The following is a 22,246-nucleotide window of genomic DNA, read 5'->3' on the forward strand; positions in this document are numbered from 1 at the left end:
GCCCCAAAACCAAGGGCGCAGCCCCCGTAAGGGGTTGTTGGGGTTGGGTTTTCGGGGGTCTCGGGGGCGGAGCCCCTGAGGGAGCCGCGCGTGCGCGGGGCCCCAAAACCAGGGGCGGAGCCCCCGTAAGGGTGTGTCGGGGTTTGGGTTTGATTTTGATGGGGGGCGCTCGGGGGACGAAGCCCCCCCGAGGGAGGGGCCAAGTCTCAGCCGAGCGTTGCGATGGTTTTGTACTCGAGGTAGCCGTTGAGGCCCTCGGGGCCGAGTTCGCGGCCGATGCCGCTGGCCTTGTAACCGCCGAAGGGCGCGTTGGTCTCCAGCATGAAGCAGTTGACGCCGTAGGTGCCGGTGCGGACCTGGCGGGCCACGTCCATGCCGCGCTCGGTGTCGCCCGTCCACACCGTCCCGGCCAGGCCGTAGTCGCTGTCGTTCGCGATGCGTACGGCGTCGGCCTCGTCGTCGTACGGGATCACGGCCAGGACCGGGCCGAAGATCTCCTCGCGGGCGATGCGCATGTCGTTGGTGACGCCGGCGAAGACGGTGGGCGAGACGTACCAGCCGCGGTCGTACGGCCGGTCCAGGCCGCCGGCCACGACCTTGGCGCCCTCGTCCATGCCGATCTTGATGTAGCCCTCGACCCGCTCCTGCTGCCGCCTGGCCACCAGCGGGCCGATGCCGGTCGCCGGGTCGGCGGGGTCGCCGACGGGCTGGGAGTTGACCATGCCGGTGACCGCCTCGACGACCTCGTCGTAGCGGTTGCGCGAGGCCAGGATGCGGGTCTGCGCCACGCACGCCTGGCCGTTGTTCATGAGGGACGCCATGGCCAGGAAGCCCATGCCGGCGGCCAGGTCGGCGTCGTCCAGGATGATCGCGGCCGACTTGCCGCCCAGCTCCAGGCTGACGCGCTTGAGCTGCTCGCCGCAGATGGCCGCGATGCGCCGGCCCGCCGCGGTCGAGCCGGTGAAGGCCACTTTGTCCACGCCTGGGTGCGAGATCAGGTGCTCGCCCACCTCGCGCCCGGCGACCACGATGTTGAGCACGCCCGCCGGAACCCCGGCCTCGGCCGCCCACTCCGCCAGCAGGTACGCGTCCAGCGGCGTCTCCGGCGCCGGCTTGAGCACGATCGTGCACCCGGTCAGCAGCGCAGGCGCGACCTTCGTCATGGTGACGAACTGCGGCACGTTCCACGGGACCACGGCCGCCACCACGCCCACGGGCTCCCTGCGCACGGTGAGCGGGCCGAACAGCCCGGGACGCTGTTCCTCCTGCTCGAACGACTTGCCCAGCTCGGCGTAGTACTGCAGCATGCCGAGCGGCTGCGGCGCCTGCGCGAGGTTGGAGAAGGTGATGGGGGAGCCCATCTCCTCCGTGATGAGGCTCGCCATCTCGCCCTGCCGCTCGTTGTAGATCGCGGCCAGCCTGCCGATCACCTCGGCCCGCTCGGCGAACGTCATCCGCGGCCACGGCCCGTGGTCGAACGCCTCCCTGGCCACCGCGACCGCGCGTTCCATGTCCGCGGCAGTGCCCTCGGGCACCCGGCCGACGATCTCCTCGGTGTGCGGGGAGATGACGTCGATGGTCGCGGTGCCCGCTGGGGCCACCCATTCGCCCCCGATGAACAGCTTGTCGTGCTGGCGCATGTCGTGAGCCTCCTGCTGGACTTGAGGTCTGCCTCTACGTGACCGAACCATGTTCTGTCCGGACACGCAAGAGGGGTGCGGCACGAGCGCCGCACCCCTCTCCGGCCTCAGCGGGAGTCGCCGATGAGGTGTCGCATGGATCTCTTGATCAGGTCGGTACGCGTGGCCTGATCGGTCACGCTCTCAGCGCCGAACCCCAGGTAGACGGTGTCCTTGGTGACGATGCCGCCGCCTTCCTCGAAGACCTGGTCGGTGCGGAACCAGTCGTTGATCGACGGTGAGGTGCCCTCGGGCGGCGTACCGACGGCCCAGCCGCCCAGATCCGACTCGAACGAGGTCTCCTCGGCCACCGCGCCGTCCAGCGTGACCGCGAAGTCGTCGAGGAAGACGCCCGCGCCCTGGGTGGCCCAGTCGCTGATGTAGGAGACGGAGATCTCGACCTGCTCGCCCGCGTACGCGCTCAGGTCGACCTTCCACTGCTGCCAGCCGGCCGAGTTGCCCGAGGCGGCGTGCCAGGAGCCGGAGGTGCCGGTCGGCTCGCAGTTCACGCCCTGGTAGCGCTGTGTGAACGGGTGGATCTCGCGCCAGCCGCCGCTGTTCGCCGTCTGGCAGCTGTCCCCGGTCTCCTGGGTGGTGTGCCCGTTGGCGTCCGGCAGCGTGGTCCAGTCGTCGCCGCCCGCCGTCCGCGCCTCGACCGTCAGGTAGTCCCAGTTGGCCTCGGTGTCGTACGAGGTCCAGAACGACAGGTCGCCGCCGGTCCTGCCGGTCAGGTCGATGGTCTTGGTCAGCCGCTTCCACGAGACGTCGGCGATGCCGCTGTAGACGTCCCATGAGCCGGTGTGCGGGTCGAACGGGCCGCCCGGGCGTACCCACTTGACCTGGGCCGAGCTCGCGAACAGCGGGAACTGCTCGGCGGGCAGGATGGCCGAGGTCGCCACGAACGAGTTGGTGTGGGCAGGCTCCAGCGTGGCGTCGAAGCCCTCGAACCTGCCGCCGCCGCCCTGCAGCGCGAACGGCTGCCCGGTGTCGTGGTCGGTGCCCGCGTCGTCGAAGTAGACGTAGGCGCCCAGCCAGTACTGCTGGAAGTCGTTGAACACCGGGATGCACGGCGGGTCGTCATCCACTGTGCACTCGGGGTTCTCCGGCTGGTCGGGCTCGTAGAAGTACAGGCCGTTGCCGTTGGCCGCGTACGACGGGTACTTGCCGGCGTGCAGGAGCTTGCCGCCCTCGTTCAGGTAGTCGCGGACCGCGAGTTCGGTGTCGACGCCGCCCTTGGACGTGGTGCCGGGCGCCTGTCCTGCGGACCTCGGGATGACGTCGTCGCCGGTCTCCCAGACCACGGCCTTGTAGTGGCTGAGCACGCCGAGCGGGTGCGGGGCCGTGCGGCCCATCTTGTCCATGTCGTAGACGTCGGAGCTGTAGCCGGCCGCCTGGAGTGCCGCGGCGTACTCGTCGGCGTACTGAGCCTCGCTCACGCCCTGCGCCGGGCTGAGGCCGGTGACGTCCTCGGTGGCCAGCACCAGGACCTTGCCGCCGATGTCGGTCGCCACAGTGTAGGTGAAGTCCGCGCTCTTCCTGCCGATCGAGCTGAACCAGACCTTGACCCGGTCGCCCGGTCCGGTGCCGGTGATCTTGCCGCGCAGCCGGTGGTAGTAGCGGTCGTAGCCCTTGCCGTAGCGCTCGCCGCCCTTCCACTCGCTGGTCAGCGCGACCTTGGTACGGCCGCCGTTGACCTGGTAGTTCAGGAACACCGGGCCCAGCTTGCGCTTGGCGTTGACCTGGACGACCTGGTTCTTGCCGTGGCTGACCTCGAACGGGTCGGGCACGAAGTCGGGGGTCTTGTTGCCGAGATGGCTCACCGGCTCGACCGGGTTGACCGCCGACCTGGCCACGTCGAGCGCGAACGGCTGCCCCCGCTCGAACTCCGCCTGGACCAGCGCCTCGTCGTCGGGGAAGACGAAGCCGCAGCCGTCGCAGCCCTCGTTGAGCTCGGGCGTCCACGACAGCGTGCCGTACCTGGAGTGCGCCTGGTCGTTGGTGTCGCCGTTCGTGGTGTACAGCTCGGCGCCGAGGTCCGGGTCGAAGCCCGGGATGGCCGGGTTGGCGTCGTCGCCGGTCAGCGCCTCGTAGATCGGGTTGTCCGCCGTCTCCGTGGCGATCTGCACGCCGATCGGGTAGAGCAACAGCGGGCCGAAGGAGTGGTAGTTGAGCTGCATCTCGAAGCCGACCCGCCGGAGCAGGCCGTCCATGGCCTTGGTCTCCGGCTCGCTGGCCGGTCCCGCGCCGCGGTAGGTCTCGCTGCTGGGGATGCTCGACGAGCCTTCCTCGTCGTAGTGGAAGTTTGCCGGGAAGTTCCTGTTCACGTCGACGCCGTCGCCGATCGTGATCTGCCCGTCGCCGTCGACGTCTCGCAGGTTCTTGCGCCACAGGCGGTTGCCCTCGGTGAACGTGAAGTCGTAGCCGTCGGGGTTCGCGACCGGTACGAACCACAGCTCGGTCCTGTTGAGCAGGTCCCGCAGGGCCGACCTGTTCGCGACCACGTACTTCAGCAGCCGCATGTCCACCTCGGCGGCGATCCACTCGCGGGCGTGCTGCGTGGCGGAGTAGAGGGTGGCGGGCTTGATGCCGTCGGGCAGCAGCCTGGCGCCGGTGGTGACCTTGGCGGCCAGGATGTCCTGGCCCTTCAGCGTCCTGCCGATCGACTGCAGTTCGACGATGTCCCTGTTGGCGTTCGCGATGGCCCTGAGCTGGTCGGCGATGCCGCCGCGCTCGGAGTAGGACTTGTAGACGGTGTACCCGCCCGCCGCCTGCGTCCTCGCGGCCTCCAGCTGGGTCTGTCCCTGCGGATCGCGTACGGGCTCCGGCTCGTGGCCGAGCTTCCTCAGCCCGGCCAGGCCGGCCGCGCCGGCGGTCAGCTCGATGTGCTCCTTGGCGCCGTTCCTCTCGTGCTGGACGACGTCGAAGCCCTTCTCCCTGAGCGCCTGCGCGGTGCCGGGTGGGCTGTCGATCTGGTAGAGCTCGATCCGGTCGCCTGGCGGCAACGGGTCGGCGGTGGCTTCGGTGGCGACGGCCACGAGGGAGGTGCCTAAGCCGAGGATCACGGCGGCGGCGAGGGCCGATGTTCGAGATGTTCGATGAGACACGGTCTGCCCCTTCGCAGAGACGAGTTCGATCGACATCTCAGACCTTTGGAGCGATCTATACAAGACCCAATCTTTAGCTCCTCCTTATTGCGGACAAACCCCTAGAAAACTCGCCAAAGGTGCAGCAGTTCGGTCGTTCGGATGACAGATATGAAGATCATCTTCTATAGTTTCGGTCCGTCTATGAGGGGAGGGGACGGGCGTGAGAATCTGGCGGTTTGCCCTTCTTGCCGCCGTTCTCGTCGGACTGCTCGGCCTCCAGCCGCCACAGCCGGCCGCGGCCGATCCCTCGCCCGCTGAGCTGCGCAAACTCACCAAGCAGGCGGCCAAGCTCAACGACCTCTACCGCGGCCAGATCCAGAGCCTGGAGGAGGTCAGGATCCAGGCGAAGAAGGCCACCGACACTTCGGGCGACCTCCAGGCGCAACTCGAGGCCGCGGAGGCCGAGGTGGGCCGGATCGCCCAGACGGCCTACATGGCGGGCCCCCTCGACAGCTTCCGGCTCATCAGTCCCGACGTCGATCCGTACAAGATGCTGGGGCAGGCCGCGAGCATGAACGCCATGGCCAACGAGCGCACCGAGCGCGTCAAGCGGGTCAAGAAGCTGATCGAGAAGTCCAAAGAGGCCAAGGTCGAGGCCAACGACAAGATCGAGAAGCTGCGCAAGGAGATCAAGACCATGCAGGGCAAGCGGCGCGAGATCGAGCGCCTGCTCGCCAAGTACGGCTTCCAGCAGCCCGGTGGCTCCGAGGGCCTGACCCCGCGGATGATCTCCGTACGCGCCGAGATCATGCAGAACTTCCCCATGAAGTACGGCGTCGGCTGCCTGCGCCCAGGCGACCCCGGCGAGCACGGCAAGGGCCGGGCCTGCGACTTCATGATGTCCGGCGGCGGCACCATGGCCTCCGGCGCCGACGCCGACCGCGGTGACGCCCTGGCCGAGTTCCTCATCAAGAACGGCGCCAGGCTGGGCGTGATGTACATCATCTGGAAGCAGCGCTACTACGACATCCGGTCGGGCGGCGGCTGGGACCCCATGTCCAACCGGGGCGGCGTGACCGCCAACCACTACGACCACGTCCACGTGTCGGTGTTCTGAGCCAGGCGAGTTCGGCTCAGGTTAAGCGGAGCGCGAGCGGCTCCCGCTACCAGGTGGTAATAGGCAAGGATGAGGGCATGACGAGTACCTTGCGCCGCCGTCCCGCCCAGCGTCGCAGTGCCGAGCGAGTGGAGCGGATGCTCGACGAGTGCGCGCTCCTGCTCGACGAGGTGGGTTACGAAGCACTGACCACCAAGGAGGTCGCGCGGCGGGCCGAGGTGCCGATCGGCACGTTCTACCAGTTCTTCCACGACAAGCTGGGGCTGGTGCGGGCGCTGGCGCTGCGCAACCTCGACGCCTTCCTCGAGCGGATCACCAAACGTGTCGCCGCGGCCGACCCCACGCACTGGACCGACCTGGTCGACCTGGCGATCGACGAGTTCGTCGACATGAAACGCACGACGCCCGGGTTCGCGGTCATGGACTTCGGCGAGGTGCTCACCGCGCCCGGCGGGGGTCCCGTCGCGGGCACGAAGCACTCGCTCGACGGGTCACACGACAACAGCGCCGTGGTGGCCGACCGGCTGCGTGTCCTCTTGCTCGAGCGCCTGGACGCGCCCGCGCGGCCGGAGCTCGACCGTGCGGTCCTGGTCGCCGTCGAGGCCACGGACGCGGTGCTCAAACTGGCCTTCCGCGGGGATCCGCGCGGTGACCCGGCGCTGGTCGCCGAGTGCAAGCGACTCATCCGCCGCTACCTCTCCGACCACCTCCCCTGACGCCACCCCCCGCGCCCCCGAGCCGGCGGGTGGGTGCCCATGAGACGGTCAGGAGGCGGGTCAGGAGGTGGCGTCCAGGCGGGTACGCGACTCCGTGTCCAGCTTCAGGTCGGCCGCCCCGATGGCCTCCTCCAGCTGCGCCATCGTGGAGACTCCGACGATCGGCACGACGCCGTCGGCCATGAGCCAGGCCAGCACGACCTGGTTCGGGGTGGCGGACAGCTCCCCGGCCACCTCGCGGAGGGCGGCGAGGCGGCGCGTCGTGCCCGGATGGTGGTAGATGTCCGGGATCGGCCGGTCGGGACGCGTGTACGCCCCGAACATCAGCGTGTTGTACGCCCACAACGTCAAGTCAGGCTCGGCGGCGAGGTAGTCGAGCGTCTCGTCGGAGGCCAGCGTGTGACCCATCTCCGGCAGCTTGGTGTGCGGCCGGGGCCGCAGATACGTGTGACGCAGCTGCACGTACGTGTACGGCGTCCAGCCCCGGGCGGCCGCGATGCCACGAGCGCGTTCGAGCCGCCAGGTCGCCATGTTGCCGGCGCCCAGACGGGCGACCTTGCCCTTCTCGACCAGCCCGTCGAACGCCCCCAAGGTCTCCTCGAGCGGCACCGCGCGGTCTTCGACGTGCGACCAGTACAGGTCGATGCGGTCGGTGCCCAGCCTGCGCAGGCTCCCTTCCGCGGCCCGCGCGACGGCGGGGGCGGACAGCCCCTCGGCCGAGTCGAGCGAGGTGTCGCCGGAGACCGTGGGCCGGCCGCCGGCCTTGGTGCTGATGAAGATCTCGTCCCGGTTGCCGCGGGCGGCCAGCCACGCGCCGATGGCCAGCTCGCTCTCGTCGCCCGAGCGGCCCGCCTCCCAGAACGGGTAGTTGTTGGCCGTGTCCAGCATGGTGCCCCCGGCCTCGTGGAAGCGGTCCAGGATGGCGAACGTGTCCTTCAGATCGACGCCGGTGCCGAACGGAATGGTGCCGAGTGCGATGTTCATGGCCTGACTTTGAGAGCTGGAGCGCACTCCATGTCAAGGACTTTTCCGATGGCGCTGGTGTTCGAAACGGGCGGGCGGTTGACCTGGAGTGCGCTCCAGGTGGGATCCTTGCCTTCGTGAGCGTGTACACACCTGCGGAGGCGGTCGAGGAGAGCGGATTCAGCCTCGACACCCTGCGTTACTACGAGAAGATCGGCCTGCTGGAGCGCGTCGGACGCAACGCGGCGGGACAGCGGAGGTTCAGCGAGGAGGACATCGGCTGGCTCGGCACGCTTCGCTGCCTGCGCGACACCGGGATGCCGATCGCCCAGATGCTGCGCTTCGCCGAGCTCGTACGCGCGGGCGACGACACGATCCCCGACCGGATCAAGCTGCTGGAGGAGCACGACCAGCACGTCCACGCCCAGATCGAGAACCTCGCCGAGCGCCAGCGCTACATCCATAACAAGATTTCCTTCTACCGCAGCATCCTCTAGCCCGGCCTTTGCGGTCCGGCCGGTAAACCAAGATCCATGGCCGGATCGAGGGCGAGGCGGTTCAACGTCGCGCTGCGCCGCGTGGCTCAGCTCTGCGCGGTGCTGCTGTTCGTCCTGCTGGCCCACATCACGCTGGTCCAGGCGTTCGACTCGCACGCGCTGAACGCCGACCGCAGGAACGAGCGGCCGCTGATCGCGAGGTTCGACCATCCGCGGGGCGAGATCCTCACGTACGAGGGCACGGCGGTCGCCGGCAGCCGGCTCACGAGTGGCGGGCCGTACCTGTATAAGCGGATTTATCGGGATGGCGAGGTGTATGCCCCGATCACTGGGTATCTGTCGCTGCACCGGTCCGCCGGGATCGAGCAGGCGCGTGAGGCGGTGCTGTCCGGCGAGGACGCCAAGGTGAAGGTGCGCTCGCTGGTCGGGGACGGGGCCGAGCAGGGGGCCGACGTCCGGCTGACGATCAGCGAGCGCGTGCAGTGGGCCGCCTACCAGGGGCTCAAGACGACGGGCGTCCCGGGGGCGGCGGTAGCCCTCGATCCGGCGACCGGGGCGATCCTGGCGCTGGCCACGTACCCGTCGTACGACCCGAACGCCCTGAGCACCTTCGACCGGCCCGCGCTCGCGGAGGCGTACCGGCGGCTGGGGCAGGACCCGTCGCGGCCCCTGCTGAACCGGGCGCTGCACCGGCTCTATCCGCCCGGGTCCACGTTCAAGCTGGTCACGACGGCCGCGGCGCTGTCCTCCCGCGAGTACACGCCGTCGGCCCCGGTGGACGCCCCGGCCCGGCTGCAGCTCCCAGGGACGGGCACGTACCTGCGGGGGGACGGGTGCGGAATCGTACGGCCCACGCTCGCGTACGCGTTCCAGGTCTCGTGCGACACGGCGTTCGCCGGCATCGGGCTGCAACTCGGGCAGGACCTCCTGCGGGACCAGGCGGAGGCGTTCGGCTTCAACGCCGCGAACCTGACCATTCCGCTGGCCACGACGCCGAGCCGGTATCCGCAGGCCATGGACAGGTCGCAGACCGCCCTGTCGGCCATCGGGCAGCACGACAACCGGGCCACCCCGCTGATGATCGCCATGCTGTCGGCGGCCGTGGCCAACGACGGGGTGCTGATGCGGCCGTACCTGGTGGCGGACGTACGCCTGCCGGACGGCTCGGTCATCGACCGCGCCGACCCCACGCCGTACCGCACGGCCGTGTCCCCGGCGCTGGCGAAGTACCTGGCGGCGATGATGACCACGGTGACGCACGCGGGCGGCACGGGGACGGCGGCGGCGATCCCCGGCATGGAGGTGGCGGCCAAGACCGCTCCGACGGCGAACGTCCCCGGCGTGGAGGACCACGCCGCCGTCACCGCCTTCGCGCCGGCCGGCACGCCGGAGGTGGCGGTGGGCGTCGTCCTGGAGCATCCCGGCGACCGGGCCTACGCGGCGGCGCCCATCGCGCGGGCGGTCATCGAGGCCGCCCTGTCGTGAACTGCGTGACGGGTGGCGCGCACTGAAATGTGTCTGGGCGCGGGCCGTAGTTGGTGACACACTCACTGTGATGCTGCGACCTGCCGATTTCCGCAACCTGCCGGCCGAGCCGAACATGTTCGTGGGCCGAGAGTCGGACATGGACGAGCTCGTTCACCTGATGACCGTCTCCCGCGCCGTGACCCTGTGCGGGGCCGGCGGCATCGGGAAGACCCGGCTCGCGCTGCGGCTGGCCGCCAGGATCGCCCCGGATCACCCGGGCGGCGTCTACCTGGTCGAGCTGGCCGACCTGGAGAAGGGCGAGCTCGGCGGGCACGTCGCCGCCGAGCTCGGCATCGCCGGCGACCTGGCCGAGACGATCGGCGGCCGGCGCGTGCTCCTGCTGCTCGACAACTGCGAGCAGGTGATCGGCGAGTGCGCGGAGCTGTGCCGTGCCCTGCTGGGCCGGTGCCCCGGGCTGACCATCCTGGCCACCAGCCGCGAGCCGCTGCGGGTGGAGGGCGAGACGGTGTGGCGGGTGCCGCCGCTGTCGGTGGACGGGGCGGAGAGCGAGGCCGTCCGGCTGTTCGTGGCCAGGGCGGCGGCCGCCAGGCCCGGTTTCGAGCCGACCGAGGAGACACGGCCGCTGGTGGTGGAGCTGTGTCAGGCGCTCGACGGGCTGCCGCTGGCGATCGAGCTGGCCGCCGCCATGGTCCGGGTGCTGTCCGTGGGGCAGCTCGTGGAGCGGCTCGACGACCGGTTCAGGCTGCTGGCGGGTGGAGCCCGTACGGCGCCGGCGCGGCATCGTACGCTCCGGGCGACGGTCGACTGGAGCTACCGGCTGCTCACCTCGCAGGAGCGGCTGCTGCTGCGGCGGACGGCCGCGTTCCGCTCCTCGTGGACGCTCGACCTGGCAGAAGAGGTCTGCTCCGGCCCCGGGCTGCCCGAGGAGGAGGTGCTGCCACGGCTCTGCGACCTGGTCGACAAGTCGCTGGTGGCCCTCGACGGCGAGATCGCCGGGCAGGCGCGCTACCGGTTGCTGGAGACCGTACGCGACTACGCGCTCGAACAGCTGGCGGCGTCCGGTGAGGAGCCCGAGCTACGGTGCAGGCACCTGGAGGCGCTGGCGAGGATGGCGGCGGGGTTCAGGGAGGCGCTGGCACCGGGGACGCGCACGTCGTGGCGGGTGTTCGAGCGCTACATCAATCTCTTCGACGGTCTCAGGGCCGAGATCGGCGCGGCCTGCGACTGGTCGGTCTCGATCGGCCTGCCGGAGACGGCCCTCGGCCTGCTGACCGACATCCGCTTCCTGCTGATCGGCGGGCGCAAGCCCGACATGGCCGAACGCCTCGACCGGCTGCTCGCCCTCGACGCGCCGCTCGTGCCACCGGGGTTGCGCGGCCAGGCCATGATCCTGCGCGGCGAGCTGGCGCAGGAGGCGGGCGACCTGGAGCCGGCCGTCCGATGCGTGCGCACCGGACTCGACATGTGCACGGCCGCGGGCGATGTGTACGGCGAGGCCATCGGCACGATCGCCCTGGCCGGCCTCACCGGCGAGCAGGACCTCCTGTCCGACGCACTGGACACGGCGAGGCGGTCCGGCGACCTCATCCTGGAGGCGCTGGCCCAGGGCAGCAGGGCCAGCTTCGGCCTGAGCCAGGGCCGTCTGCACGAGGCGCGGCGCGCGTTCGAGGCGGTCCTGTCGATCAGCGAGGAGCTCGACAACCACTACGGCCAGGCGTTCAGCCACATCGGCCTGGCCACGATCGCCAGGAGGACGGGCGACCTCCCGACCGCCAGGCGGCACTACGAGTCGGGCCTGCGCCTGGTCCGGCACGCGGACCCCAGGCAGCAGATCGCGAGCTGTCTCGCGGGGCTCGGCGGCGTGGCGCTCGACGAGGGCGACCTGGTGGAGGCCAGGGCCAAGCTCACCAAGGCGCTGCTGCTCAGCCGCGACGCGGGCCTGAGGACCGGCATCGCCAGGCGGCTGGAGGCGTGGGCGAGTCTGCTGGCGGCCGAGGGCGACCATCGGCACGCGGTCCTGCTGACCGCCGCCTCGGTGGCGCTGCGCCACCGCCGCCCGGACGCCCGAACCGAGGAGCTGCTACGCCCCGCCCGCTCCAGACTGGGCGAAGCAGTGGTAGCCGTGCTGTGGTCCGAGGGCACATCCATGACCGCCGACCAAGCAGTCTCCTGCGCCCTGGACGGCACCCTCCCAGACCTCCCCCCACAACCAACACCAACACTCCCAGCAACCCAGGAAAGCCGCCTGACGCCCAGAGAACGCGAGATAGCCGAACTGGTAGCCAGAGGCCTGAGCAACCGCGCCATAGCCGACGAACTCATCATCAGCCCCGCCACAGCCGCCCGCCACGTAGCCAACATCCTCTCCAAACTAGGCTTCTCCACCCGCACCCAAATAGCCGCCTGGCTAATCGCCAACCGCTAATCCCCACCTCTCTACACATTCACCCGAGCCCCCACGTACACCTCAGAATGGCCATCCCAACGCATGCGCCACCCCCGAGCCCGCCTTTACCGTTTCTGTCGCAACCGTCCTTTCCAGCAAGCCCTAAAGCCCCTCCACCGCCTGCCGACGCCGGCAGGCAAAAAGAAGCCCTACAACAGCACCCGCACCCCCTTGGAAGGGCGACAGCCTCTTCCAAGCGCAGGAAGCTCGCTTCCTGCGAAACAAGAAGCCTCTTCCAAGCCTTTGACTTTGGGGGGTCGCGGGGGGCACGCCGCGGGGGGATCGCTTGTGGTGCTATGAGCTTGCTCATCGCACCACAAGGCGGCGAGCGCCAGCTCGCCGCAAAGACAAAAGCCTCTTCCAAGCCTTTGACTTTGATGGGGGGGTCGCGGGGGGCATGCCCCCGCGTTGGAGAACGTCACACGTTCGACAGAGCCCCCTCGGAGGGGTGGGGGTTCGTTTGGCGTGTGACAGCGGGCTCGAGCCGCGCAGGGCTCGGGCCCGCCCACTCCGAATGCATACCCGCATACATACATCGGTGGATGTTGTGGCGGTTGTGACGGCCGTACGTTGGCGGGCATGAACCCCACCGCCTCGTCCACCGGGACCGTGATCCACGAGGTGTTCCGCCGGGCCTACGAGCGCGGTGATCGTCCGGCGCTCATCGATCTGCGCGGCGGTCACGTCTACGGCTATCGCCGGCTGGTGACCGAGGTGACCAGGGCGGCCTCCGGGCTGGTTCGGAGGGGGGCCAGGCGGGATCAGGTGGTGGGCGTACACGTTTCGACCGCGGGCGCGCAGACGGTCGCGGTGCACACGGTGCTGGCCGCCGGTGGGGTGGCGGCGCCGATCGATCCGGCACTCGGGGCGCACGAGGTGGCCGCGTGGTTGCGCGAGTGCGACGCGCGTACTCTGATCACCACGCCGGACCTGGCGGAGGTGGCGGGTCTGGCGGCCGACGCGTCACGGGTGCGTCAGGTCATCTCGCTGGGCGCGGCGCCGGACACGATCGACTTCCGCAGCCTGCTGACGCTGGAGCCGACCGCGTTGCCCGCGCTGGACGCCAAGCACCAGGACGCGCTCCTGCTGGCAGACGGCCGCTGCCTGTCGCACTCCGACCTGCTGGGCAGGATGGCGGAGCTCGACTGCCCGGTGCGGCTGTCCGAGTCCGACGTGGTGCTGGTCACCTGGCCGCCCAACTGCGACCTGCTCGCCCTGGTGGGGCTCGGCGTGTCGAAGGGGGCGCTGGTGGTCGTCTCGGACGGCGGCGACCTCCCCGGCACCAGCCACGACTTCAGCGTCACCGTCTCCACCGGCCAGGACGGCACCCTCCAGCGAACGTGAACCCCAACTCACCCAGCGCCCAGCCCGGCGCTCAGGGAATCAGGGCGCTCCACGGATGGGCCTCCACGGGATGGGCCTTCACGGGATGCCCCTCCACGGGGCGCGTGGTGGGCTCAGGGGCTGGTGAGGGCGGGGTTGGCGCAGTGGGCGAGGGGTTCGCCGCGCACGTAGCGGGCCACGTCCCCGGCCACGATCGAGGCCGCCTTCATCGCCGTCTCCTTGCTGGCCCCGGCCAGGTGCGGGGTCATCACTAGGTTGGCGGTCGTGAGCAGGCGCGAACCCGGCGGGATGGGCTCCTCGGGGAAGACGTCCAGCGCGGCGCCGAACAGGTGGCCGGAGTCGAGCGCGTCGCAGAGCGCGTCGTAGTCGAGCAGCGCCCCCCGCGCGCAGTTGACCAGGACCGAGCCCGCGGGCATGGACGCGATCTCCGCGGCGCCGATCATGCCGGTGGTCTCGGGGGTGGCGCGGGCGTGCAGCGAGACGAAGCGGGAGCGTTCGAGCAGCTCGCCGAGGTCCACCCGGCCGGGGACGTCCACATACGGGTCGTGGGTCAGCACGGTCGCGCCGAAACCGGTCAGCATGCGGGCCACACGGCGGCCGATCGCGCCGTAGCCGACCAGGCCGACCGTGCTGTCGTCCAGTTCGGGGCCGACGTTGTCGTACATGTAGTAGTCGCCGCGCCACACGCCGCCGGTCAGGTCGGCGTTCGTCTGCGGGATCCTGCGGGTGGCGGCCAGCAGCATGGCGAGCGTGTGCTCGGCGGTGGCCACCGCGTTGCGGCCGGGCGCGTACGTCACCGCCACCCCCGCCCGCGTGGCCGCCTCCAGGTTGGCGTTGACCGGCCCGCCCCGGCTCACACAGAACAACCGCAGGCCGGGGGAGGCGGAAAGGACCCGCTCGGTCAAGGGGGCCATCTGGGTCACGCAGACCTCGACGCCGCGCAGCGCCTCGATCAGCTCGTCCTCCACGTCTGAGGCCTCGTCCACCTCGCCCACCCGGCCGAACGGCTCCACCGGCCACGGCAGCGTCAGCTCGCGGATGTCCACCTCGCCCGGCACCTCGCGCCTGAGCGCGTCGGTGAGCAGGCGGTTCAGGACGAAGTGGTCGCCTGCGGCAAGCACTCGGATGGTCAACGAACGGCTCCAATCGGGGAGTTGTACTGCAACATCGCGGCCCGCCCGGCACCCACGCGCAGCTCCGTCAGGGCGCAGTTGTCCAGGCGCGGGAACAGCCGGCGGTATTCGCCGAGCGGCACGCCGATGAGCCGGCACAGGGCCAGCCTGATGGCGGTCGTGTGGGCCACCACGAGGACGCGCCCGTCGCACCGCGCGGCGATGTCGTGCAACGCGTCCGTGAACCGGCCGGCGGCCGCGTACGGGTCCTCGCCGCCCGGCAGCGGGTGTGCGGCGGGGTCGGCCTCGAAGGCCGCGCGCGCCTCGGGGAACCGCTCGGCCATCTCCTTCGAGGTCAGGCCGTCTCCCTCGCCGAAGTCCAGCTCGACCAGCCGGGCGTCGACCTGGAGGGGCACGCCCGCCTTGGCCGCGGCGGCCGTCGCGGTGATCCTGGCGCGGCTCAGCGTGGAGGCCCACACGGCCGACAGGCCGGCGGTGGCCGCCCATTCCGCCAGCAGGGCGGCCTGGTCGTGGCCGCGCGGGGTCAGCTCGACATCGCTGAGCCCGGCGTAGCGGTTCTCGGCGTGCCAGACGGTCTCACCGTGGCGAACCAGGACGAGGTCGGTCATCGGGCGGTCCTCTCGCGGGCGTGGAGTGCGGCGGTCGCGTCGAGCCAGCCGCGCCGCTCAAGCTCATCGGTGAAACGCAGGTACGGCTCGGTCAGATCGGCTCCCGTCGGCTCGACGATCGCGCGGGTCCTGATCATCTCGCCGGGGTCGCCCGCCGCCAGCACGGCCATGCCCAGGGCGGGCTCGGCGTTCTCCCGAAGCGTCACGGGACGTCCCAGGACGTCCGCCCGGAGCTGGTTCCAGTACGCGCTCCGCGTCGCGCCGCCGGTCAGGATGATCTCGCCGTTCACGGGGGCGCCGAGCAGGTCGAGGTAGTCGAAGCAGAGCCGCTCGATGAACGCCGCGCCGAGCAGGATCGCCGCGTAACGCTCGACGTCGTCGGCCGGCTCCCCGAGCGTGAACCCCTCGGCCCCGGGCGCGTCGAACGGAAACCGCTCCCCCCGCGACACCAGCGGATAGGTGACAGCGTGCGGAAGACGCCGGGCGGCGGCCTGTTCGCTCAGGGTGTCGAGGTCGCGGCCGGGGAGGTCGCGCGTCAGTGCGCCCGCGCCCGTGCTGGACGCGCCGCCGGGCAGCCACGAGCCGTCCGGGGCGCGGTGCGAGTACACGACTCCCAGCGGGTCGTGGATCAGCTCCTTGGTCACGCCCTTCAGCACCAGCGTCGTGCCCAGCACCGAGTTCCAGCTCCCCGGCCGCAGGGCGCCCGCGCCGAGCTGGGCGGCGCAGCCGTCCGTGGTTCCGGCGATCACCGGGGTGCCCTCGGGGAGTCCGGTCTCGGCGGCGGCCCTCGCGCACACCGTGCCGAGCCGGGTGCCGGGCCTGACCACGTCGGGGAGCATCCCGAGCGGCACCCCGAGCGCCTCGAACACGTCCAGCGGCCAGCGCTCGTCGATCAGGTCCACGCCGGTCTTGAGCGCGTTGCTCAGGTCGGTGGCCACCTCGTGCCCGGTCAGGCGGCGGTTGACGAAGTCGCTCTGATGAACCGCCCGCGCGCCCGCCGGAGCGTCCCTGAGCAGCCACAACAGCTTCGGCAGCGCCCAGTTGGGCTGCATGCGCCGGTAGCCGAGCCGCTCCCACACGTGCCCGCCAGCCGCGTTGACCCGCCCGGCGTCCGCGCGCCTGTCGTCGTACATGAGCGCCCGGGTCAGGGCGCGGCCGCCGGCGTCGGCCAGGAGGATCGTTCCAGAGGTCGCGCACACCGCCACGCCCGCGACCCGCTCCGGCGGCACGTCACGCAGCGCGTCACCGGTGGCCGCGGCCAGCTCGCGCCACCACTGCTCGGGGTCCTGTTCGTGACGCGGCCCGTCACGGTGGCTGGTCAGCGGCCGGCTGCCGGTGCCGAGCACCTGGCCGTCCCCGGTGACGGCCATCGCCCGGACGCTCTGCGTCCCCAGATCCACGCCGATCCACACGCTCATGTACGATCCCGCATCTCGGCGAGCAGCGGCCACGACCCGGCGCCGGCCCCGCGCAACGCGAGGAAATCCTCGAACAGCTTGTCGTAGAACGCCTGCCGGCCCGGGTCAGGCTCGACCGCGTCGCGCAGGCATACGTGCCCGGCCGCGGCCTCGGCGATCGACGGCGCGGCCCCCGTGGCGGCCAGCCCCACCAGGTACGCCCCCCGCGCCCCCACCTCGGCGTCGGCGGAACGGCGTACGGGCAGGCCGGTGACGTCGGCGATCAGCCCGAGCCAGGCGGAGCTGGCCGAGCCGCCCCCGCACACCCGCAACTCGGTCGGCGACGCCCCAGTGGCCGCCAGGCAGTCGCGGATGACCATCGTGAGCCCTTCCAGCGCCGCCCGCGCGACGTCCTCGCGACTGTGCTCGAACGACATCCCGAGCATCGCCCCCCGCGCGAGCGGGTCGGAGAAGGGCGCCCGCTCACCGGCGGGCGACAGGTAGGGCAGGAACGTCAGACCGCCCGCGCCGGGCGTGCTCAGCAGCGCCAGCTCACCCAGCTCGGCGGGATTGCGCAGGCCCAGCAGCCGGCACGTCCACTGCACGACCTCCGTGCCGGCGAACGTCGGGAAGGCCCGCAGGTAGCCGCCGGGCAGCGCGATGGTGACGCCGGTCGGCTCGCCGTCCAGGCCGGGGGAATCGACGAGCACCTCGGTGCACAACGTGGTGCCGAGGATGCCGCACGCCTGCCCGGCGCGTACCGCTCCCGCGCCGAGGGCCGTCGCCGCGATGTCGTACGGGGCCATCACGACCGGCGTCCCCGCGGGCAGGCCCAGGGTCGCGGCGGCCCCTGCGGTCAGCTCGGCGACGGGGCACGAGCGGGCCGGGGGCAGCAGCCGCTCGGCCCACTCCAGACCGAACATGGCGAGCAGCTCAGGAGAGTACGCCCGCGCCCGCAGGTCCATGAACGGCGCGGAGGCGTCGGACTCCTCGGCCACCAGCTCCCCGGTGAGCCGGGAGAAGATCCAGCCGCCGCAGGTCAGGTTGGCATGGGACCGGTCGAGCCGGGCCGGATCGTGCGCGCGCAGCCACGTCAGGATCGCGTGCGGCAGCCCGGACGCGGCCGACGAGCCGTTGCGGCGGAAGGCCGCCGCGGCGAGCCCGGAGCGGTTCCAGGCGTCGACCGTCGCGGCGGCCCTGGCGTCGTTCCAGAGGATCGCGGGGCCGGTCGGCTCGCCGTTCCCGTCGACCAGCCAGCAGCCGTCGCCCTGGGCCGTCACGGCCACGAACTCGACGTCACCCCCGAGACGGCCCGCGACCTCGCGTACGGTGGCGGCGACCGCGTCCCAGACCGCGGTCATGTCCTGCTCGGCGTGGCCGGGCGCGGGCCTGGACACGGCGGTCTCCCGCCGGGCCACGGCCGCCTCGGCGCCCGAGGAGTCGTACCTGACCGCCTTGATGACCGTGGTCCCCGCGTCCACGCAGATGATCGCCATCAGGCCCTGCCATGGGAGGTCCTGGACCGGCGCGACACGGAGTCGACGACGACCGCGAGCAGCAGGACGACGCCGGTGACCACGAACCTGATGGAGGAGTCCAGGTTGAGCAGCGTCAGACCGCTGGAGATCGACTGGATCACGATGATCCCGAGCAGCGCGCCGAACGCCGTGCCGCGCCCGCCGAACAGGCTCGTCCCGCCGATCACGGCCGCCGCGATGGCGTTGAGGTTGACGTCGCCCGAGCCGCTGCTCTGGTTGGCCGCCGCCAGCCGAGCCGCGGCCAGGATGCCGCCGACCGCCGCGAACGTCGAGCACAACACGAACACCGAGGTGTAGATGGCCTTGACGTTGATGCCCGCCCGGCGCGCGGCCTCCACGTTGCCGCCGACCGCGTAGACCGCCCGGCCCCACTTCGTCCGCGACAGCAGATAGTGCATGATCAGCACCAGCGCCACGAAGAAGACGAACATCCAGCCCACGCCCCGCGTCTGGCCGAGATACCAGACCACGAACGCCAGCACCACCAGCAGCGCCACGCTCCTGGCCACCAGCACGGACATGCTCCGCGCCGACAGCCCTGCCCGCCGCCGCTCCCGCGCGTGCAGGAACCCGCTGGCGAACAACCAGAGCGCGGCGACGACCGCGAACGTGTACGACAACCAGGCCGGTACGAAGTCGAGCTGCGCGAAGTTCACCAGCCCCGAGTCGAAGGGCAGGTTGATCGACCCTTTGGTGCCCAGCACGTACAGCTGGAGCCCGAGGAAGGCCAGCAGGCCGGCCAGCGTGATCACGAAGCTCGGCACCCCGAACCGGTTGAACAGCTGCCCGTACAACCAGCCGATGACCGCGCCCATGACGACGGAGGCCAGGACCGCCAGCCAGACCGGCAGCCCCTGACCCACGAACAGCACCGCGAGCACCGCTCCCGACAGCCCGCTCACCGAGCCGACGGACAGGTCGATCTGGCCCACCAGCAGCACGCACACGATGCCGAGCGCGATGACGCCGACGGCGGCCGACTCCAGTGTGAGGTTCACCAGGTTCGCGCTGGACAGGAAGATCGGGTTGAGGATCTGCAGCACCGTCCAGATGACGACGATCCCGACGACGACCGGGATGACGCCCAGGTCGCCGCCGCGGGAGCGTTCGACCACGTCGGCGAGGGCGTGGCGGATGCCCTTGCCGACTTGCTTCAGCCGTTCGTCCTGGCGGTCGGCGGTCACGGTCACGACGGGAGCCCTTCCTTGCGGCGCGCCTGGCGCTGGGAGACCGCGTTGTCGGTGGCTCCCGTGATGGCGGCGATGATGTCCTCGGTGGAGACGTCGGCCACGGGGAACACGCCGTTGTTGCGGCCGAGCCGCAGCACCGCGACGGTGTCGGCGACGGCCTTCACGTCGGCCATGTTGTGGCTGATCATGATGACGCCCAGACCGTTCTCGCGCAGCCGCTCGACCAGGTTGAGCACCTCGGCCGTCTGTGCCACGCCGAGCGCGGCGGTGGGCTCGTCGAGGATGATGACCTTCGGGTCGCCGAGCAGCGACCTGGCGATGGCCACGGTCTGCCGCTGGCCGCCGGACAGCGCCGCCACCGGCACCCGTACGCTCGGGATCTTGGCGGAGAGCTGGCGGAGCAGCTCCCACGAGCGGGTCTCCATGGCCACGTCGTTCAGCCGCAGCGGGCGGATCTCCTGGCCGAGGAACAGGTTCTGGATCACGTTGAGGTTCTCGCAGAGCGCCAGGTCCTGGAAGACGGTGGCGATGCCGAGCTTGTGCGCGGCGGCCGGGGTCGGGATCTCGACCTGGTCGCCCTCGAACGTGATCGTGCCCGAGTCCTGCGGGTGGACGCCCGAGAGGATCTTCACCAGCGTCGACTTGCCCGCGCCGTTGTCTCCCACCACGGCGACGACCTGGCCGGCGGCGACGTCGAGCTCGATGTCGGTGAGCGCGGCCACCGCGCCGAAGGTCTTGCTGATCCCGCGCAGGGACAGGACGGTCATCGGCGTTCTCCTACTTGATGCCGAGCTCTTCGCAGCCCGCGGCGTACGCGCCGGTGCACACGTCGGGGGCCTTCATGATGGCGCTGTCGAACAGGACTTCCTTGATGTTCTCCGTGGTCACGACCGTGGGAACGAACAGCTGGGAGGGGGTGTTGTACAGCGTGGCCTTGCCCGCGGGCTTCTTGCCCTGCATGAAGTCCCAGGCCACGTTCGCGGCGGCCTCGGCGACGATCTTGATGGGCTTGGAGATCGTGTTGTACTGGTCGCCCGAGATGATCCGCTGCGCGGCGGCGACCTCGGCGTCGTTGCCGGTGACCGGCGGCACCTCGACGCCCGCGGCCTTGAACGCGGCGATCGAGCCGCCGCCGGTGCCGTCGTTGGCCGCGACCACGCCGGCGATCTGGTCCTTGAACTGGGTGATCTGGCCGCTGACCCAGGTCTGCGCCTTCTCCGGCTGCCAGTCGGGGGTGTCGTACTCGGCCAGCAGCTTGAACCCGCTCGGGTCGACCGCGCTGTGGATGCCCTTCTTGATCAGCCCGGCCGCCGCGTCCGTGGGAGAGCCGTTGACCTGGAGGATGCCGCCCTCGGCGTTCTCCGCCTTCAGGTGGTCGACCAGAGACTGGGCGATCAAGGAGCCGATCTTCTCGTTGTCGAACGAGATGTAGTAGTCGGCGGGCGTGGCCGGGATCGGCCGGTCGTAGGCGATGACCGGCACCTGCTGGGCCTGCGCCGACTTGACGATGGTGGCCGCCGCGGCGGAGTCGACCGGGTCGATCACGATCGCCTTGACGCCCTGCGCGAGGGCCGAGTTGGCCTGCTGCTGCTGCTTGGAGGCGTCGGAGTCGGCGTTCTGGTAGATGACCTGGCAGCTGGGGCACAGCTGCTTCATCCTGGCCTCGAACAGGGGCTTGTCCTGCAGCTCGTACCGGGTCGAGGCGAGGTCGGGCATGAGGAAGGCGACCTTGCCGTCGGCGCCGTTCCCGGTGCCGCCGCCGGTGCTTGCGCCGGTGGAGCCGGTGCCCGAGCCGCAGCCGGCCAGCACCGAGCCGGCGAGCACCGCCGCCGCGGCGAACGCGGAGGTCCGCAATTGAGCTCTGTTCACGGGTTCGTTCCTCACTCGCTAAATCAAGATGCTCGCTGCCCCCGAGGCACGGGGCATGCCCTCACAGGAGGGGATGCCCTGTGGTGCGGCTCACGTTAGCGTGCGCTCAGAACATTTGTCCAGCAAAGATGTTCAGAGCTGCCGGGTGGCCGCCACCAGGCCCTCGGCGGTCGGCGTGTCGGTGACGAGCTGGTTGAAGTAGCCGCCCCTGGCGCCCGCGACGATGGACAGCACCTTCTCCGCGCCCACCGCGACCGCGATCGTGGCGGGGATGCGGCGCAGCTCCTCCAGCCGGGTGGCCACCAGCCGCTCACTGCCCGGGTACGTGATCGGCGCCCCGTCGCGGTCGTAGACCCGCATGCAGACGTCGCCCACGGCGTGACGCAGGCTGTCGGCGTCGCGCGGCATGAAGGCGGGCATCATCTGCCGCATCAGCGGCGCCGAGCCGACGCCGACGACGGCGCACTTGGCGTGCGCCCACAGGTCCATGACGCGGCGCACGGACGGCTCGTGCTGGAGCGAGTAGAACAGCTCTGGGCCCGGCAGCGCGGGCGCGTAGAGGTAGGCGGGCACACCGCCGACGCGTTCGGCCAGGATGCGGGTGGTCTCGTTGGTCTGGAACCAGGGTTGGGGCTCCTCCTGCCCGCCCACCGCCGGCGCGATAGTGACGCCGGGGAACCGGCCGAGCCCCTCGCGGGCGCACTCGTAGACCGTGGTGCCCGACGAGACCAGCACGACGTCACCGGATTCCAGGCCCACCGTCGCCAGGGCGCGGGCCACGCCCGGGGCCAGCCAGGGGCCGAGCGCCGGGCCGTTGACCTTGGGGACCAGGTGGACCCGTTCCAGGTCGAGCGCGCGTGCCACGTCGGCGGCCAGCGGGCCGTCGTCGAGCGTGGCCGGCCGGTGCACCTTGATCTCGACGATGCCGTGCCTGCGGGCCTCGTTGAGCAGCCTGCTCACGGTCGCCCTGCTCACGCCCAGCCGCTTGGCGATGTCGCCCTGGGTGGCGTCCTCCATGTAGTACTGCTGGGCCGCCGCGTACATCAGCTCGTGGGGGAACCTGGCCTGCGTCTCTGGTGCGACGTCGGCGGCATTCATGCGCGCGCTCCTGGCTGTGAACATATTTGCTGAACTGATGTGCAACGACTATACGTTAGTGAGCTCCGGGGGAAAGG

General features: G+C 70.8%; 17 protein-coding genes. 6 read left to right on the forward strand and 11 right to left on the reverse strand.

Annotated elements, in window-relative coordinates; translation table 11 throughout:
* Nucleotides 1-206: 206 nt before the first annotated feature.
* Entirely contained in the window at nt 207-1,640 is a 1,434-nt protein-coding gene (locus ITP53_RS12670) for an aldehyde dehydrogenase (protein ID WP_195895559.1), read from the reverse strand.
* Between the two features lie 107 nt (nt 1,641-1,747).
* Complete coding sequence (locus tag ITP53_RS12675; protein WP_195895560.1) at nt 1,748-4,819, reverse strand: M14 family metallopeptidase; 3,072 nt, start codon at nt 4,817-4,819, stop codon at nt 1,748-1,750.
* Nucleotides 4,820-4,985: 166 nt separating this feature from the next.
* Here ITP53_RS12675 and ITP53_RS12680 point away from each other — a divergent pair, with 166 nt between their 5' ends.
* Together ITP53_RS12680 and ITP53_RS12685 are read left to right on the forward strand one after the other, a co-directional pair.
* Nucleotides 4,986-5,882 carry a coiled-coil domain-containing protein gene (locus ITP53_RS12680; protein WP_195895561.1) on the forward strand — a complete coding sequence of 299 codons (897 nt, stop codon included), beginning with the start codon at nt 4,986-4,988 and terminating at the stop codon, nt 5,880-5,882.
* Nucleotides 5,883-5,959: 77 nt separating this feature from the next.
* Nucleotides 5,960-6,598: a TetR family transcriptional regulator gene (locus ITP53_RS12685; protein WP_195895562.1), complete on the forward strand. Its 639-nt coding sequence runs from the start codon at nt 5,960-5,962 to the stop codon at nt 6,596-6,598.
* Nucleotides 6,599-6,658: 60 nt separating this feature from the next.
* Here the strand turns inward: ITP53_RS12685 and ITP53_RS12690 are convergent, their stop codons facing one another.
* Nucleotides 6,659-7,582: an aldo/keto reductase gene (locus ITP53_RS12690; RefSeq protein ID WP_195895563.1), complete on the reverse strand. Its 924-nt coding sequence runs from the start codon at nt 7,580-7,582 to the stop codon at nt 6,659-6,661.
* 116 nt (nt 7,583-7,698) lie between these two features.
* On the opposite strand from ITP53_RS12690, the gene ITP53_RS12695 reads away from it, so the two are divergent.
* The 4 genes from ITP53_RS12695 to ITP53_RS12710 all read left to right on the forward strand — a co-directional run bounded on the left by ITP53_RS12695 (nt 7,699) and on the right by ITP53_RS12710 (nt 13,336).
* Nucleotides 7,699-8,058, forward strand: a complete 360-nt coding sequence (locus tag ITP53_RS12695; protein WP_195895564.1) for a MerR family transcriptional regulator — start codon at nt 7,699-7,701, stop codon at nt 8,056-8,058.
* A gap of 36 nt (nt 8,059-8,094) precedes the next feature.
* Complete coding sequence (locus tag ITP53_RS12700) at nt 8,095-9,543, forward strand: penicillin-binding transpeptidase domain-containing protein (protein ID WP_195895565.1); 1,449 nt, start codon at nt 8,095-8,097, stop codon at nt 9,541-9,543.
* 70 nt (nt 9,544-9,613) lie between these two features.
* On the forward strand, nt 9,614-11,971 hold the full coding sequence (locus tag ITP53_RS12705) for an ATP-binding protein (protein WP_195895566.1): 2,358 nt from the start codon (nt 9,614-9,616) through the stop codon (nt 11,969-11,971).
* Between the two features lie 600 nt (nt 11,972-12,571).
* Nucleotides 12,572-13,336, forward strand: coding sequence for an AMP-binding protein (locus ITP53_RS12710; RefSeq protein ID WP_195895567.1), 765 nt, complete (start codon nt 12,572-12,574; stop codon nt 13,334-13,336).
* Between the two features lie 113 nt (nt 13,337-13,449).
* Here the strand turns inward: ITP53_RS12710 and ITP53_RS12715 are convergent, their stop codons facing one another.
* From ITP53_RS12715 to ITP53_RS12750, 8 genes are all read right to left on the reverse strand, one after another.
* On the reverse strand, nt 13,450-14,469 hold the full coding sequence (locus ITP53_RS12715) for a 2-hydroxyacid dehydrogenase (RefSeq protein ID WP_195895568.1): 1,020 nt from the start codon (nt 14,467-14,469) through the stop codon (nt 13,450-13,452).
* Nucleotides 14,466-15,077, reverse strand: a complete 612-nt coding sequence (locus ITP53_RS12720) for a histidine phosphatase family protein (RefSeq protein WP_195895569.1) — start codon at nt 15,075-15,077, stop codon at nt 14,466-14,468. The genes ITP53_RS12715 and ITP53_RS12720 overlap by 4 nt, the downstream gene beginning before the upstream one ends.
* Nucleotides 15,074-16,495 (reverse strand): FGGY-family carbohydrate kinase, encoded by a 1,422-nt coding sequence (locus ITP53_RS12725; protein WP_195895570.1) that lies wholly within the window; start codon nt 16,493-16,495, stop codon nt 15,074-15,076. The genes ITP53_RS12720 and ITP53_RS12725 overlap by 4 nt, the downstream gene beginning before the upstream one ends.
* Nucleotides 16,492-17,970, reverse strand: a complete 1,479-nt coding sequence (locus tag ITP53_RS12730) for an FGGY-family carbohydrate kinase (RefSeq protein ID WP_195895571.1) — start codon at nt 17,968-17,970, stop codon at nt 16,492-16,494. Before ITP53_RS12730 ends, ITP53_RS12725 begins: the two co-directional genes overlap by 4 nt.
* On the reverse strand, nt 17,970-19,202 hold the full coding sequence (locus ITP53_RS12735; RefSeq protein WP_207755900.1) for a sugar ABC transporter permease: 1,233 nt from the start codon (nt 19,200-19,202) through the stop codon (nt 17,970-17,972). Before ITP53_RS12735 ends, ITP53_RS12730 begins: the two co-directional genes overlap by 1 nt.
* The gene (locus tag ITP53_RS12740) at nt 19,199-19,969 is read right to left on the reverse strand and encodes an ATP-binding cassette domain-containing protein (RefSeq protein ID WP_195895572.1); all 771 of its coding nucleotides are present in this window, start codon (nt 19,967-19,969) and stop codon (nt 19,199-19,201) included. The genes ITP53_RS12735 and ITP53_RS12740 overlap by 4 nt, the downstream gene beginning before the upstream one ends.
* A 10-nt stretch (nt 19,970-19,979) precedes the next feature.
* Entirely contained in the window at nt 19,980-21,071 is a 1,092-nt protein-coding gene (locus ITP53_RS12745; protein WP_207755901.1) for an ABC transporter substrate-binding protein, read from the reverse strand.
* A gap of 132 nt (nt 21,072-21,203) precedes the next feature.
* On the reverse strand, nt 21,204-22,169 hold the full coding sequence (locus ITP53_RS12750) for a sugar-binding transcriptional regulator (protein WP_195895573.1): 966 nt from the start codon (nt 22,167-22,169) through the stop codon (nt 21,204-21,206).
* Between the last annotated feature and the right edge of the window lie 77 nt (nt 22,170-22,246).

Origin of the sequence: Nonomuraea cypriaca (genome assembly GCF_015645445.1) — a bacterium.
Taxonomy (GTDB): Bacteria; Actinomycetota; Actinomycetes; order Streptosporangiales; family Streptosporangiaceae; genus Nonomuraea; species Nonomuraea cypriaca.

Excerpts from the sequence above, each read along its gene's own strand:
- ITP53_RS12720 (WP_195895569.1), bottom strand. The coding sequence starts at position 15,077 with ATGACCGACCTCGTCCTGGTTCGCCACGGTGAGACCGTCTGGCACGCC.
- ITP53_RS12705 (WP_195895566.1), top strand. The coding sequence starts at position 9,614 with ATGCTGCGACCTGCCGATTTCCGCAACCTGCCGGCCGAGCCGAACATG.
- ITP53_RS12710 (WP_195895567.1), top strand. The coding sequence starts at position 12,572 with ATGAACCCCACCGCCTCGTCCACCGGGACCGTGATCCACGAGGTGTTC.
- ITP53_RS12725 (WP_195895570.1), bottom strand. The coding sequence starts at position 16,495 with ATGAGCGTGTGGATCGGCGTGGATCTGGGGACGCAGAGCGTCCGGGCG.
- ITP53_RS12670 (WP_195895559.1), bottom strand. The coding sequence starts at position 1,640 with ATGCGCCAGCACGACAAGCTGTTCATCGGGGGCGAATGGGTGGCCCCA.
- ITP53_RS12685 (WP_195895562.1), top strand. The coding sequence starts at position 5,960 with ATGACGAGTACCTTGCGCCGCCGTCCCGCCCAGCGTCGCAGTGCCGAG.
- ITP53_RS12750 (WP_195895573.1), bottom strand. The coding sequence starts at position 22,169 with ATGAATGCCGCCGACGTCGCACCAGAGACGCAGGCCAGGTTCCCCCAC.
- ITP53_RS12730 (WP_195895571.1), bottom strand. The coding sequence starts at position 17,970 with ATGGCGATCATCTGCGTGGACGCGGGGACCACGGTCATCAAGGCGGTC.
- ITP53_RS12700 (WP_195895565.1), top strand. The coding sequence starts at position 8,095 with ATGGCCGGATCGAGGGCGAGGCGGTTCAACGTCGCGCTGCGCCGCGTG.
- ITP53_RS12690 (WP_195895563.1), bottom strand. The coding sequence starts at position 7,582 with ATGAACATCGCACTCGGCACCATTCCGTTCGGCACCGGCGTCGATCTG.
- ITP53_RS12740 (WP_195895572.1), bottom strand. The coding sequence starts at position 19,969 with ATGACCGTCCTGTCCCTGCGCGGGATCAGCAAGACCTTCGGCGCGGTG.
- ITP53_RS12675 (WP_195895560.1), bottom strand. The coding sequence starts at position 4,819 with ATGTCGATCGAACTCGTCTCTGCGAAGGGGCAGACCGTGTCTCATCGA.